Below are 15,206 nucleotides of genomic sequence, written 5' to 3'. Positions count from 1 at the left end.
AAATAAAATAATTGTCCAGCGAATATGGAACATTATAACATGAACCTCACCTTAAAGGTGTGGAAACAACAAAACAAAAATGCTCAGGGTGGATTTGAAACATATGCTGTAAAAGATATTTCTTCTGAAATGTCTTTCCTGGAGATGTTTGACGTACTGAACGAGCAACTGATCAACGAAGGAAAAGAACCGATCGCATTTGACCACGACTGCCGCGAAGGTATCTGTGGTATGTGCTCTATGCACATCAATGGCCGTGCGCACGGTCCATGGGCTGGTACCACTACCTGCCAGTTGCATATGCGCGCTTTCAAAGACGGTGATACCATCACCGTTGAACCCTGGAGAGCTGGTGCTTTCCCGGTACTGAAAGACCTCACCGTAGACAGATCTGCATTTGACCGTATCATCGAAGCAGGTGGTTACGTCTCTGTAAACACCGGCAACGCACAGGACGCTAACTGCCTCCCGGTTGATAAACACAAAGCTGACCTGGCTTTTGCTGCGGCAGCCTGTATCGGTTGCGGCGCTTGCGTGGCTGCATGTAAAAACTCTTCTGCCATGCTGTTCGTGTCTGCTAAAGTTTCCCAACTGGCCCTGCTGCCACAAGGCGATCCAGAACGTCAGACCCGCGCACTCAACATGGTGGCTCAAATGGACAAGGAAGGTTTCGGTAGCTGCACCAACACCGGCGCCTGCGAAGCGGAATGTCCGAAAGAAATCTCCCTCACCAATATCGCCCGCCTCAACAGAGAGTTCATTGGCGCAGGCTTTGGCTCTGAGAAATAACAGTCTTGACTATATAATGCAAAAACGGCGCAGGTACTTACCTGCGCCGTTTTTTTATGGACCTGTTGATCAGTTATTTAATCCTCGCGGCGATATCGCGCCAGTCATAGTAATGGAATGTCTTGTCCGTACTCATCACCACAAAAAGACCGTGTGGATATTTCGGGCCAAGGTTCACATTCACTACATCAGAGCCGTCGCTGTTGATAGCAGATACCGGTATCTTCGCCAGTAACGCTGGTTTCACGTCTTCCCTGCGGTAAACATTGAAACTGTTGGCATCCTGGTCAGATACAAGAATGAAACCGGTGCTGTCGCCGGTTTTGTAAATGCTGATGCCTTCATTGTCAGCCTTGAACTCACCGCTGCCAAATAACGCCAGCTCCTGGTCTCCCTTTGCTGGATCTGCATGGTACCGGCGTACACCGGTCTGTTCATCTGAATAATACACGTACCCCAGCTCGTTGTCTACTGCTACGCTTTCAATTTCTTTTTTGCCGCTGTAGGCGCCAAATTTACGTACAACCGTTCCCGTTACTTGCCCTTTGCCGTTGTCGGTCAACTGGTACTGCCACAGGTAACCCTGTGCAGGGCCGGATTTGCGGCTGACGATAGCAAAGATGGCTTTGTCTGTAGGCCGTGTGTACAGGCTGATGCCCATAGGGCCGCGTTCTTTTTCGCCGGTAAACACCTCCAGGCCGCCATTGTCGACAGGCTCCATCTCCGGCAGGCGGTAAATGCGCAGCTTGTTGGTCTCTCTTTCTGTCGTCACGGCAATGTCCACAGGCTGATTGTTCAGCAGCAGGCCATACGCAACATCCACGTTATTCGGGCGTTTCAGGCCGGCTATCTTTTTCACGATCTGTCCATCCAGGTTGTATACATATAAAGCCCCGTCAGTGTTTTTATCTGTGCCGATGATCAGGCTTTTGCTGCTGTCTGCCTTGTTGATCCAGATAGCCGGATCATCGCTGTCATATTGTGTGACAGGAGTGACCACCACTGGTTTCACTGCATCGGCGGCTGGCGCCGGTATAGGCTTATGCTGTTTATTGTTGCAGGCAGTAAAGCCGGCAACAATGCCGGCTACTGCTACTATTTTTCCATATTTCATATAAGATCGCAAAGTCAAAAAATTCCAAAATCCGTAAATCCGATAACCAAATCTAAAAAATAACCCAATATTAGTGTTGGTTACCGCTGCCATCCTGTTGATAAGCGCCAATGTCTTTACCGGGGCGCATTACATCCGCAGCAGCTGCTGTTTTGACCGTCGTGATGTTCATGGGAGCAAACTGGGTGTTACCTTTTCCTACCGCCAGGGAGGTGGGTTTCACGCGGAAGTTGGAAGTGCCCTGTTGTAACAGTGGCAACGGCTGTTGTTTCCAGGAAGTAGGCATTGCTTTCACAGTGCCGCCCAGCGTGCTATAGTCAAATTGATCTACATCAAAAGCATAGAATACAGGGTTGTTTTGTTTAACCTCGCCATGGATGTCGGTAGCAGTAAAAACAGATACGCCGTCGGTAGCGTTGAATTGGTTCCACAACGTATAGGAGTTACCGTAAAACAGGTTGTTGCCATACGTGAGGTTGGCGAGGTCTGCACCGGTACCGGCGCCGCCTACTACGCGCATGCTTACACGACAGTTGATGAAGAGATTATTGAAAGCTTTTCCTTTGGCAAAAGCTTCGAAGTTGATACCACCGCCACGGCCTTCTTTCGTTTGCCGGAAGCCACAGTTGATCATGGTATTGTTGTAGATGTATACATTGGCCTGCACGGTTTTATCGCCGGAGTTGGATACCTTGAAAGCGTTGGTGGCCGTGCCTATGGCTACGTTGTACGCTACATCCCCAACGGTGCCGGATTTCATGTTCAGTGCTTCTCCGCCTTTTTCACCGCACATTTCAAAAGTATTGCGCAGAATGCTGATACGGCCGCCATCTGTACGGATAGCGTCGTCTTTACTGCCTCTGATCCAGCAGTCTTCCAGGATGAAGTTCTTGTCTACATTGGCGAAATAGATCATATAGCGCGGGTCGCCGGCTTTGTACACATCATTACCGATAGCTACAGGACCGCCGGCGAACTCCAGGTGCGTCCATTTCAGGATAAGGTCGCCGCCTTGTTTGTCTTTGGCAGGTGTACACTGAATACCACCCCAGATCCCTTTGAAAGCATTATCAGTGGTACGCAGCTCTTCTGATACGGTGATATAGTTGGGCGCCTCTTTGGTGCCGAGGCTGATCAGGCTTCCATTCACTGTGATCTGCGGGCTTTTCAGCTGGCTGCTGCCGTCGCCGAGGGCAATCAGTTTTACGCCGCTTTGCATAAAGAGGGTATCGCCGTCATTGATGGTGATGTCGGTAGCGAAATAGTAGGTTTTGCCGGCCAGCAGTGTGCCCTGAATAGCGCCGGACAAGGTGTCTGAGGTAATGGGTTTGCTGGGAGTGATCACCGGTTTGGACACCATCACGTCTGCCTCTTTATGGCAGGAGGTGAGGATGGTACCTGTGGTGACTGCGGCAAGTATATAGTGATGTAATTTCATGTTCGTAAAGTTTTAGAGTTTGAAACGGAGGCCCAGCAGGTAAGTCTGGCCGTAAGTGTTTTTGCGGACAAATACATTTTTACCCACGGTCTGTTCCGGCACGCCGGCAGCAGATTTTTCTGTGTTAGGGCTCTTGATGAACAGCTCGTAAGGCGTGTTCAGCAGGTTGCCCACTTTGGCGTAGGCATACAGTTTCTTCCAGATCCTTTTTTCGGCAGAGAAATCCAGTTGCACAAAGCCTTTCTGCCAGATATCGTTGTTGTAAAACTGGGATACGATGTCGATGCGTTCGCCGGTATATACCATGGCCAGTTGTGCGTCGAGGCCGGAATGCGCGTCTTTATACAGCACGGAGAGGTTACCGATATGTTTGGATTGTCCCTGCAGCGGGCGTTCCTGGCTAATGGTTTTCTGCGTGATGTTACCGTTGTCTTCACGGTACCACTGCATTTTGTTGCTGGTGATGGAAGAGTTGGTATAGGTATAGTTCAGGCGGACACCGAATTTGCGGATGTACTTGGCGGCTTCCAGTTCAAAACCATAGTTGGTGGCGGTACCGAAGTTACCACTCATCAGGTTGATGCTGCGGCCGTTTTGTACCAGTGCAGATTCAATCGGGTCTTTGATGCGTTTATAGAATACGCCGGCCAGCAGCTGGTCCAGCGCTTTGGGGAAGTATTCATAGCGCAGGTCGAAGTTATCGGAGGTGGCTCTTTTCAGGTAAGGGTTGCCTACTTCGGGATAATCCACGTCAGGGTCGCCACCGCGGTGAGGGATCATCTCATAGAAACCAGGACGGCTGATAGCGGAGTAGTAAGAGAGGCGGACGTTTTGTTTGCTGTCCGGCATGTATTTGAAGTGGATGCCAGGCAACACATCTATGTATTTAACAGTACCGGTTTTACCTTCTACGGAAGAAGGCACGGCAGATTCCCAGGAGGCATTGGTATGTTCTACCCTAACGCCGGCGAGGGTTTGCAGGCGGCCGATCTGGAACTTCACCTGTCCGTAATAGGCGGCCACGTTTTCAGTAAAATCATAGTTCAGGGCGTCGTCGGGCGCACCTACTCTGTTGAACAGTGTGAGTTTGTGCGCGTCAATGTCGTTGTTGAAAGCCTGTGTGGTGGAGTCAGGGCGCAGCGTGTATTCGTCATAGTAACTATGGCGTTGTTTGTTGCGGTACATACCCCCTACAGAGATCTCTGTTTTTATATTAGCAATTTTGGGCGTGTACACAAAATTGAGGTAACCGCTTTTGTCTTCGTCCGAGTTACGGGCCCATTCGTGGGTAACGCCTTGCAACGCGTCCAGCAGTACAGCCTCCTGTTTCAGGGTATTGTCTTTCTGCGGGGTCACGCCGGTGTTCACATTCAGTTCGGTGCGGTTAGGCACGTTGGCGGTGGCTTTGGAATAAACGGCAGACCAGTTCATATGCAGGTGACGGGCCAGTTTATGGTCGCCCTGTAAGGTAAAGTTGCTGATCTGTTGCACGCTGCGTTCGCTGCGGTAGTTGTTGCTTACCCTGCCGGAACCCGGTACGGTGCGGCCCAGTTCGAGGCTGGTGTCGGAGCTGAAACGGAAGAGGTTCTGGCCCAGGTTCATATATGCTGCGTATAAGGATATCTGATGATCATCGTTGAACTCATAATCCACTTTGGCGTGCATGCCTGTCCGTTGTTGCTGGATGGAATAGGTCCTGTTTTTGGCGGAGGTGAAAGCGGGGGTGTTATCGTTTTTGTCTACTTCTGTCTGTAGGTACAGGGAATTGTTGGAACGATAGGTATTTTGATAGCTGATACCTGCAATGGCGCCCAGTTTGCCGTTTTTGCTGCGGCCGCCCGCGCTGATGCCGAATACGCTGGCTACTGGGGCTTTGCCGGTATTCAGGTGCAGCGGGTTGTTGGTAAAATCGTTGATGTTGGCTTCGTAGTTGTTACCGTTGCTGATACGCGGAGATGTTTTGGCAGAGCCGCTTCTGTCGAAACGGGTGAAGTCATTGTCAAACAGCGTTTGTGCGTAACCGATAGCGGCGTTGGCATTCAGCATAAAGTGTTTGGGGGCGTCTTTCATCACCATGTTGGTGGCGCCGCCGATGGCATCGCCTTCCATATTGGGGGTAATGGCTTTATATACTTCGAGGCGGTCTACTAGGTCTGCCGGGAAGATGTCGAGCGGAACATATCTGTTCTTGTTGTCAGGGCTGGGGATTTTGATACCGTTGATCAGGGTGTACTGGTATCTTTTGTCCATACCGCGGATGATTGCGTACTGTCCGTCGCCGTTGTTGCTGCGCTCCAGCGATACGCCGGAAATACGTTGCATTACGTTGGCGATGGTAATGTCAGGTGATACCTGGATAGCGGCGGCAGATACAGCGTTGAGCACCATGTCTGCTTTTTGCACGGTCTTCAGCGCGCTTTTTTCGCTGCCTTTGTCGCCTTTGCCGGTAACGGTGAGGGTTTTCAGGGCTACGTCTTTAGATTCCATTTCGATGTTCAGGTTGCTCACCTGTCCTTCGCAGTGGATTTTCTTTTCCACTTCATGATGTCCGAGGTCTTTTACCTTGATTTCATAATCACCCGCCGGTACATTGCGGAAAACGAAACTGCCGTCCAGGCCGGTGGTGCCGGTGGCCGTGTAATGTTCGTTTTTCAGCTTCACCGCTGCGCCTGTCAGCGGCTGACCGGTTTGTTTGTCAGTTACAGTTCCTTTCACGCCGGTGGTTGTTTGTGCGATAGCGCCAAAGCCCGACATGATAAAGATGAGTAATGGTAAAAATATCTTCATACAGCATTGTTTTGTCGGGGCGAAATAACCGCTCTTCCAGCACTGTAGCACTATAGAGGCCGTTAAGTCTTTATGAAGGAATTATGAAGTTTGTATTAAGTTTTCGCAAACACGCTGAAGCGTTTTAGCAGTCCACCGAAACACGCTATTGACCGCTCATAATTCGGATGCATGATTGCTGATATTTTTTATTATCATAGAGCTGCTTTTAAAATCTTATTAAAATCTTGTTGGAATATGTCAGATCAATCCCGTAGGAAGTTTATCAAACATATCGGCAGCACTGCGGCGCTGCTGGGCATTGGCCAGCTGGCGGCCCTGGCAAAGGAAAATGAACCGGTGACCATCCTGCAGCCGGAGAAACCATTTTCCGCCAATGATAAAATCTGTGTTGCCTGCGTAGGCATGGGCATCATGGGCTTCGGTGATGTGGACACCGCCATCAAAGTGCCCGGCGTGGAATTCGTGGCGGCGGCCGACCTCTATACCGGCCACCTGGACCGGGTAAAGGAGGTATATGGCCCGCAGATATTCACCACCCGCGACTACCGCGAACTCTTACACCGGAAAGATATTGATGCTATCATCGTGGCTACGCCGGACCACTGGCATGATACGATCTCCATCGCCGCCATGGAAGCCGGGAAAGCCGTGTATTGCGAGAAACCCATGGTACAGCAGATAGAAGAAGGACATAAAGTGATTGCCACCCAACAGCGCACCAAAGCGGTGTTCCAGGTAGGCAGCCAGCGGGTGAGCAGTATCGCTATGGCGGAGGCGCGTAAACGTTACCAGGCCGGCGAAATTGGTCAGCTGAACGTGGTGGAGGCCCGCATGGACCGCCACAGCGCACTCGGCGCCTGGCAGTATTCCATTCCTACAGATGCTTCCCCTGCTACAGTGGATTTTGATACCTTCCTGAAGGATACCGCTAAAGTGCCTTTTGATGCAAAACGTTTCTTCCGCTGGCGCAACTACCAGGCATATGGCACCGGCATCCCCGGTGATCTGTTTGTGCACCTGATCTCCGGCCTGCACTTCATCACCGGCTCACTCGGTCCCACCAGTATCTATGCCAGTGGCAACCTGGTGCAATGGAAAGACGGCCGCGACGTGCCCGATGTGGTAGTGGCCATCTTCGATTACCCTGAAACAAAAGAACATCCCGCATTCCAGATGACGCTCCGTGTGAACTTCGCTGACGGTAGCGGCGGCGGTGAGTACACTCGCCTCATCGGCACAGAAGGCGTGATGGAGATGGGATGGAACGACTTCAAAATCAAAAAACATAAATTGCCCGAAGCTCCCGGCTACGGCGGATGGGACACCTTCCGCACTTTCACCGAAAAACAACAGGCCGAATATGTGAAAGATTACAACGCCCGCTACGGCGCCAACAACGGCAAGCCGGTGGAGACTTCCAGCAACTACGCAGCACCCGCAGGTTACGACGACCGGCTGGACCACTTTAAAAATTTCTTTGAATCCATGCGTACAGGCAAGGCCGTAGTAGAGGATGCCACCTTCGGCCTCCGGGCCGCAGGCCCGGCACTGGTCACCAACCAGAGCTACTTCAGCAAAAAACAGCTCCGCTGGGACCCTGTAAAAATGAAAGTACTGGCTTAAATCAAAACATATTATCAACATACGGGCGTCATGGTATTTTTCCATGGCGCTTTTTTATGCAGAAAATATCGGCAATTGCTTAAATTGAGTAAAACCTGTTTCCATGAAGAAGGTATGCTTACTTTTACTTACAGGAATTGTGTTAATGTCTTGTCACGAAAAGAAAAAAAATATGACTAATCAGGATAACCTCCAGCCACCCGTTGCAGAAAAAATTCCAAAAGAACTGACGATACACGGAGATACCAGAATTGATAACTATTACTGGATGAACAACCGGGAAGATCCTAAAGTACTGGCCTGGCTTAATGCCGAAAACGCCTACCTGGATTCCACCATGGCCCCCGAAAAAGAACTGCGTGAAAAACTGTTTGAAGAAATGAAAGGCCGTATCAAAGAAACAGATATGAGCGTGCCTTATCTCAAAAACGGTTATTACTATTATTCCCGCTACGAAAAAGGAAAGGAATATCCCATCTACTGCCGCAAAAAAGGCAGCCTGGAAGCAGACGAGGAAATCATCCTGAATGTGAACGACCTCGCTGTAGGCCATGCCTATTGCCAGGTAGGCGGACTAAGCGTCAGCCCCGATACCAAACTGCTGGCCTATGGCGTTGATACGGTTAGCCGTCGCCGTTATACCATCTATGTGAAGAACCTGGAAACCGGCGAAACCTATAAAGACGCTATCCCCGAAACTACCGGCGGTTCCTGCTGGGCCAATGATAACAAGACTTTCTTTTATACCCTGAAGGACACCGTTACCCTCCGGGCCGACCGTGTCATGAAACATTTGCTGGGTAACGATGCGGACAAGGAAGTATATCATGAGAAAGACGAAACCTTCAGCCTCAGTTTACAGAAAACAAAATCCGGTAAATATATTGTTATCCACAGCGGCAGTACCCTTTCTTCCGAAAGCCGCGTCCTTGATGCTTCCAAACCTGATGGCGCCTTTACCGTTTTCCAGCCGCGCACCAAAGACATGCTGTACGACATCGATCATAAAGGCGATAAGTTCTATATCGTGACCAACTGGAACGCGCTGAATTTCCGGCTGATGGAAGCACCGCTGGACCAAACCGGCCGCGACCATTGGAAAGAAGTGATCCCCCATCGCAGTGACGTGCTGTTAAGCGGCATCGATGTGTTCAAAGATTTTATGGTGCTGGAAGAGAGAAAGAACGGGCTTACCCAGATCCGTGTGATCAATGATAAAACGCACGAAGACAAATATCTTTCTTTTGCAGAACCGGCCTACGACGCCTACCTCGGTATCAACCCGGAGATGGACAGCAAAGAACTGCGTTACCAGTACACCTCCATGATTACGCCCACCTCCGTGTACGATTATAACATGGAAACAGGCAAGCAGGAACTGAAGCGGCAACAGGAAGTGCTGGGTGGCTACGATCCTAAAAACTACGCTACTGAAAGACTGACGGCCACTGCTACAGATGGCACTAAAATCCCCATTTCCATCGTCTACAAAAAGGATTTCCATAAAAACGGCAAAGGCCCGTTGTTGCTGTATGGCTATGGGTCTTATGGCCACAGCCTGGACGCGGCCTTCAGCTCCAACCGAATCAGCCTGCTGGACCGCGGCTTTGCATTCGCTATTGCGCATGTGCGCGGCGGACAGGAAATGGGACGTCAGTGGTATGAAGATGGTAAAATGTTCAAAAAGAAAAACACCTTTACTGACTTCATCGACTGTGCTGCCTTCCTGGTGAAGGAGAACTATACCAATCCGGGCCAGCTGTATGCTATGGGCGGCAGCGCCGGCGGTCTGCTGATGGGCGCCGTGATCAATATGCGGCCCGACCTGTTCCATGGCGTGGTGGCACAGGTGCCGTTTGTTGACGTGGTGACTACTATGCTGGATGAAAGCATTCCGCTCACTACCGGTGAATTTGACGAATGGGGCAACCCTAAAAACAAAGACTCTTATGAGTACATGAAGTCCTATTCCCCGTATGATAATGTAACGGCCAAAGCCTATCCCAACCTGCTGGTGACCACTGGTCTGCACGATTCACAGGTGCAATACTGGGAACCGGCGAAATGGGTGGCCAAACTACGGGAGCTGAAAACAGACCATAACCTGCTGCTGTTGCACACGGATATGGAAACAGGCCACGGCGGTGCTTCCGGACGGTTCGAAGCCTTGAAGGAAGTAGCGCTGGAATACGCTTTCCTGCTAAAGCTCGCGAAATAGGTACACAAAGGTTATAAACGAAAAAAGACGCTGAGGATGCTCCTCAGCGTCTTTTTTCGTTTATAACGTCACCGGCTATACGGTCAGCATCAGCTTTTCAGACTGCACCGTTTTGCCGTAGAAGATTTCTGCCATCGTATCAAAGATGGCCGGATCATCGGTGGTGAAGAAGCGGCGGAGGTTGTTCCTGCTCAGGCGGGATTCCATTTCCGGATGCCGCTTCAGGTAGTCTTTGAGGCTGTGGGCCACAATTTTGCCTTGCGACAGGACCGTGATGCCGCCGGGAAGGTGTTGCCGTATTTTTTTCATCAGCAGGGGATAGTGGGTGCATCCCAGTACCAGCGTGTCTATGTTTGTCGACTGGGAGAGGATTTTATCCAGATATTCCTTGACGAAATAATCGGCGCCGTCGCTTTCGTGTTCGTTGTTTTCCACCAGCGGCACCCACATGGGGCAGGCCAGCTGATAGGTTTGTACTTCCGGGAAGAATTTTTTGATTTCTATCGGATAGGACTCGGAAGCAACGGTCCCTTTGGTGGCCAGAATGCCCACTTCGCCGGTTTGGGTAAGGGTGCCTACCATTTCGGTGGTGGGGCGTATCACGCCCAGCACCCGCCTGTCGGGCGCTATCCGCGGGAGGTCTTTCTGCTGTATGGTGCGCAGTGCTTTGGCAGAGGCGGTGTTACAGGCAAGAATGACCAGCGGGCAGCCCATGTCGAACAGTTGCTGCACACACTGCAGCGTATAGGCATGGATGGTTTCAAAACCACGGCCGCCATAGGGCGTCCGGGCGTTGTCTCCCAGATAAACGTATTCGTACTGCGGCAGTTCCGCGATGATTTCTTTCAGCACGGTGAGCCCGCCGTAGCCGGAGTCAAAAACACCAATAGGCCCCATGATAGTATGCTTTATTGGTTATTATTGTCTTTCTGCATCATGCCGGAGCCGGTGAGGTCGTATATCCGCTGGATTTCGTGCAGTACGCCTTCAAAGTCGATTTCCAGGTCTTTCAGCTGGCCGTTTTTGATATCGTATACCCATCCGTGTACCACAGGGTACCCTTTGGCGAGGTAGGATTTCTGTACTGCGGCTGTTTTGATGACGTTGATAGCCTGTTCCTGTACGTTCAGTTCCACGAGGCGGTTGTAACGGTCGTGCTCATCAGGAATAGCATTGAGCTCATCCATGTGCAGGCGGTATACGTCACGGATGTTACGCAGCCACGGATTAAGAATGCCCAGGTCTTTGGGTTGCATGGCGGCTTTTACGCCTCCGCAGTTATAGTGGCCGCATACCACGATGTGTTTCACTTCCAGGTGCACTACAGCGTAATTGATGACCGCCATTACATTGAGATCAGTGTTGGGTACCACATTGGCGATATTGCGGTGTACAAATACTTCACCGGCGCCCAGTCCCATGATTTCATTGGTGGGTACCCGGCTGTCGCTACAACCGATATAAAGGTACTCCGGCGTCTGGGTGTCAGCCATTTTCTCAAAGAACTCCGCGTCGGTGGCCAGTTTGGAGGCTATCCACTGGCGGTTGTTTTCAAATACCTGGTTATAACTTGTCATTGCCGTGTTTTTTTGTGCTAAAGATACGTACAGAAAGGTTATATGGGTACAAACCCTTAAAAATCAACCGTTAAATATTGATTTTGATATAGATCTGTTAACTTGGAATCCAGTTATAGTATTCGTACCTTTGCAGCTTCAAAATTTACATAGCCAGCATGATCAGTGTTAAAAACGTAACGCTCTCTTTTGGAAAGAGAGTATTGTTTGACGAAGTAAACCTCAATTTCACAAAAGGGAACTGTTATGGTGTGATTGGGGCTAATGGAGCAGGTAAGTCTACCTTCCTGAAGATATTGTCCGGCGAAATAGAGCCGAACAAAGGCACCGTGGAAATCACTCCCGGCGAGCGCATGAGCGTACTGAAACAGAACCACTTTGAGTTTGATGAGGTTACGGTACTGAATGCAGTGTTGATGGGCAACAAGAAGCTGTGGGAGATCGCCAAGGAAAAGGATGAGATATACGCCAAAGAAGATTTTTCTGAGGAAGACGGTATGCGCGCCGGTGAACTGGAAGCGGAATACGGTGAAATGGGCGGTTACACGGCTGAAAGCGATGCTGGTGTACTGCTGGGCGACCTCGGCGTGAAAGAAGAATTCCACAGCGTGCTCATGAAAGATATCCCCGGTAGCCTGAAAGTAAGGGTACTGTTGGCCCAGGCACTGTTCGGTAACCCGGACATCCTGCTGCTGGATGAGCCCACGAACGACCTGGACGTGGAAACGATCGGTTGGCTGGAAAACTTCCTGGCCGACTACGAAAATATCGTGATCGTGGTGTCCCACGACCGTCACTTCCTCGATGCGGTATGTACGCATGTGGCAGACGTGGACCGCGCCAAAATCCAGATCTTCTCCGGTAACTACTCTTTCTGGTACGAGTCTTCCCAGTTGATGGCCCGCCAGATCGCTGATAAAAACAAGAAAATGGAAGATAAGCGGAAAGACCTGATGGACTTTATCGCCCGCTTTAGCGCCAACGCTTCCAAAAGTAAACAGGCCACTTCCCGTAAGAAAGCCCTCGAAAAACTGGTTATTGAAGATATTCAGCCTTCTAACCGTAAATACCCGGGCATCATCTTCAAACAACAGCGTGAAGTAGGTAACCAGATCCTGAATGTGGAAAAACTGGAAAAAGCAGTGGACGGCCGCAAACTCTTTACTGACGTTACCTTCTCTATCAATAAAAACGATAAGGTCGCTTTCCTGTCTAAAGACCACCTGGCACTGACTACCTTCTTCCAGGTTATCAAGGACGAAGTGGCAGCAGACAGCGGTAAAATAGAGTGGGGCACCACCGTTACCAACGCTTATCTGCCAAACGATAACTCCGCTTACTTTACAGATCCGTCCCTGAACTTGCTGGACTGGCTGCGCCAATACGTGCCTGCTCACGTTACAGACGTGGACGAACCTTTCCTGCGCGGATTCCTGGGCAAAATGCTCTTCGCCGGCGATGAGATCATGAAGAAAACTTCTGTGCTGAGCGGTGGTGAAAAAGTACGTTGCATGGTGAGCCGTATGATGCTGCAGGACCCTAACGTGGTGATCCTCGATGAACCTACCAACCACCTGGACCTGGAGTCTATCCAGTCTTTCAACGAAAGCATGATCAACTACAAAGGCATTGTGCTGTTCACAACACATGACCATACGTTTATGCAGTCTGTGGCGAACCGTATCATTGAGCTGACGCCTAAAGGCATCATCGACCGTATGATGACTTTCGACGAGTACCTGGCCGATGAACGTGTGAAAACACTGCGCGAAGAAATGTACAACAATGCAGTCTTTGCATAAGAAAATAAATAAGGCATAAAAAACGAAGACCTGAGCAACTGCTCAGGTCTTTGCTTTTTTAGTTGGAATAGTAGTTAGTAAGCAAGGACTAAAGGTATTCTTCAATAACCTTCATTTTATTCTTGTCCAGTGGCTTGGTAATATACGCCATCAGTTCAGGGGTATGTTGTACTTTTTGCATGTCACGCACGTCCACAGAAGAGGAGCACATGATAATAGGAATATTGTTTTTGAGTGATGATTTCAGTCCGCGGTATGCCTCTATAAAATCCCATCCGTTCATCCGTTGCATGTTCATGTCCAGGATGATAAGAGAAGGCAGCGTGCGTTGTGGATTACTGGATAACTGCTCCAGGGCTTCTTCTGCACACAGGAAGGAAGTAATGACAAGATTATCGTCCTGTTGCACCAACATCTTTTTGATAATGAAGTGGAAAATTTCATCATCATCTACAACGTACACTATTTTGTTCATGTCTTCCATGCTTATGGTTTAATTGGGCTGCTGAACTGGTCCTGTCAAATAGCATCGGCGCACAAAAAAGAGGGGAATGTAATTCCTGTATCAGAGTTCCTGTTCGCATAAATGACCACGATTCAGGGCATAACAAATTCTGAAATCGCAGATCGTTTTCATGACATCAAACGGGTTAAAGCTGGTACATTTACTCAGGTCACATCCTCGATTCAAAAGCATTGGTCCCGGTTATCCTCACCATTTTGGGTGGCCTTAGGCTATTTTGTAATTATAGTCGCAAAGAACGTTAATTTAATTTTATTTTTATATATAACTTTTTATCAATAACTAATCGTTAACAATTAAGAACGGTTAAAAAATTATCAGTGGTCCGCACTGGTGAAGGCTTTGGAAAGAAATCTAATCTTGATCGGAGAGAGGAAACGTTCGCATCATGTTATTGACAAGCTGCATGTACAGGTATTTTGTTTCCTATACCTTCGCCCTATATTTAATCCCTGAAAACTCAATTATCATGCGTCTTACTTTTTTACTCCTGCTGCTGGCCGGCAGCCTGCAAAGTGCAAGGCCGGTCCTTAAAAGTGCCCCAAAAAATACTTCTCCGGACACGGCCCGTCATACCCTTTTTACAGCCGGGGTCGGGTCAGCGCTCATCGGTGGCCTGTATGATGGTTTTTATCCTTATAAAGCCCTTCTGCAACATGGTGATTTTGGCCTGGGAGCGCCGGACAAGCTGGACGGAGAAATAATGATCTATCAGGGAAAGACCTATCAGACCCAACACACCGGCAAAACTTTCCTGGTAAACGACAAACAGCTGACGCCCTTCTGTATGGTTAATTTCTTTCATGCAGATAAGAAAATCTCCCTGCACCAAACGCTGGACAAAACCGCGCTTTTCCATTATCTCGACAGCATCCTTACCAATGTGAATGGCATGTACGCCGTCCACATCAGCGGGAAGTTCAGCTATATCAAAACCAGGGCTTTTCCTCCTGTTCAGGAGCATGACCATACACCGCTGGCGGCAATGCTCAGCAAGCAGCAATTCTTTGAATTTAAGGAAGTACAGGGCGACCTGATTGGCTACCGCCTGCCTTACTTCATGGACAATACGAATATCTCCGGTTATCACTTTCATTATCTGTCTGCCCAAAAAGATGCAGGAGGGCATATTATCGACCTGAAAACGGATGATATCACCATTGAGATAGACATATTGGACAGCTACACCATCAAGGTGCCTGCCACCAATGACTTCCATCATTTTGATTTTAAAAAGAACCGGGAGGAGGATATTAAAAGCGTGGAAAGGGGAGGGAAAAACTAAACTTTGTTTAGGCTACAACAAACATGTAAGAAAACGGGCTAATCCTA

Annotated in this window: 11 protein-coding genes; 5 read left to right on the top strand and 6 right to left on the bottom strand. The window is 49.5% G+C overall.

The features are described from left to right. Window positions 1-24: 24 nt before the first annotated feature. Window positions 25-789: a succinate dehydrogenase/fumarate reductase iron-sulfur subunit gene (locus tag ACTJJS_RS20770; protein WP_343743710.1), complete on the top strand. Its 765-nt coding sequence runs from the start codon at window positions 25-27 to the stop codon at window positions 787-789. A 73-nt stretch (window positions 790-862) separates the two neighbouring features. Here ACTJJS_RS20770 and ACTJJS_RS20765 read toward each other — a convergent pair whose 3' ends face one another. The 3 genes from ACTJJS_RS20765 to ACTJJS_RS20755 all read right to left on the bottom strand — a co-directional run bounded on the left by ACTJJS_RS20765 (window position 863) and on the right by ACTJJS_RS20755 (window position 6,128). Further along, entirely contained in the window at window positions 863-1,903 is a 1,041-nt protein-coding gene (locus ACTJJS_RS20765; protein ID WP_440665089.1) for a phytase, read from the bottom strand. 70 nt (window positions 1,904-1,973) lie between these two features. Further along, window positions 1,974-3,341, bottom strand: a complete 1,368-nt coding sequence (locus ACTJJS_RS20760) for a hypothetical protein (protein WP_440665088.1) — start codon at window positions 3,339-3,341, stop codon at window positions 1,974-1,976. A 12-nt stretch (window positions 3,342-3,353) separates the two neighbouring features. Then, entirely contained in the window at window positions 3,354-6,128 is a 2,775-nt protein-coding gene (locus tag ACTJJS_RS20755; protein WP_440665087.1) for a TonB-dependent receptor domain-containing protein, read from the bottom strand. 237 nt (window positions 6,129-6,365) lie between these two features. On the opposite strand from ACTJJS_RS20755, the gene ACTJJS_RS20750 reads away from it, so the two are divergent. Continuing rightward, window positions 6,366-7,754 (top strand): Gfo/Idh/MocA family protein, encoded by a 1,389-nt coding sequence (locus ACTJJS_RS20750; RefSeq protein ID WP_440665086.1) that lies wholly within the window; start codon window positions 6,366-6,368, stop codon window positions 7,752-7,754. Between the two features lie 172 nt (window positions 7,755-7,926). Then, window positions 7,927-9,972, top strand: coding sequence for a S9 family peptidase (locus tag ACTJJS_RS20745; RefSeq protein WP_440665085.1), 2,046 nt, complete (start codon window positions 7,927-7,929; stop codon window positions 9,970-9,972). Between the two features lie 75 nt (window positions 9,973-10,047). Here ACTJJS_RS20745 and murI read toward each other — a convergent pair whose 3' ends face one another. Both murI and ACTJJS_RS20735 read right to left on the bottom strand, forming a co-directional pair. Further along, window positions 10,048-10,869, bottom strand: a complete 822-nt coding sequence (gene murI / locus ACTJJS_RS20740; RefSeq protein ID WP_168872073.1) for a glutamate racemase — start codon at window positions 10,867-10,869, stop codon at window positions 10,048-10,050. Between the two features lie 11 nt (window positions 10,870-10,880). Then, window positions 10,881-11,549, bottom strand: a complete 669-nt coding sequence (locus ACTJJS_RS20735; RefSeq protein ID WP_168872074.1) for a carbonic anhydrase — start codon at window positions 11,547-11,549, stop codon at window positions 10,881-10,883. 158 nt (window positions 11,550-11,707) lie between these two features. Between ACTJJS_RS20735 and ACTJJS_RS20730 the strand changes: the two genes are divergently transcribed. Beyond that, entirely contained in the window at window positions 11,708-13,351 is a 1,644-nt protein-coding gene (locus tag ACTJJS_RS20730) for an ABC-F family ATP-binding cassette domain-containing protein (RefSeq protein ID WP_168872075.1), read from the top strand. 88 nt (window positions 13,352-13,439) lie between these two features. On the opposite strand, the gene ACTJJS_RS20725 is transcribed toward ACTJJS_RS20730, so the two are convergent. After that, window positions 13,440-13,835, bottom strand: coding sequence for a response regulator (locus ACTJJS_RS20725; RefSeq protein WP_168872076.1), 396 nt, complete (start codon window positions 13,833-13,835; stop codon window positions 13,440-13,442). A gap of 508 nt (window positions 13,836-14,343) precedes the next feature. Between ACTJJS_RS20725 and ACTJJS_RS20720 the strand changes: the two genes are divergently transcribed. Further along, window positions 14,344-15,159, top strand: a complete 816-nt coding sequence (locus ACTJJS_RS20720) for an acetolactate decarboxylase (RefSeq protein WP_440665084.1) — start codon at window positions 14,344-14,346, stop codon at window positions 15,157-15,159. The last annotated feature ends 47 nt before the right edge of the window (window positions 15,160-15,206 follow it).

It is taken from the genome of Chitinophaga sp. 22308 (assembly GCF_052045305.1).
GTDB lineage: Bacteria > Bacteroidota > Bacteroidia > Chitinophagales > Chitinophagaceae > Chitinophaga > Chitinophaga varians_A.
The sequence above is the reverse complement of the archived record's forward strand: the minus strand, read 5'-3'. Positions and strand labels throughout refer to the sequence as shown.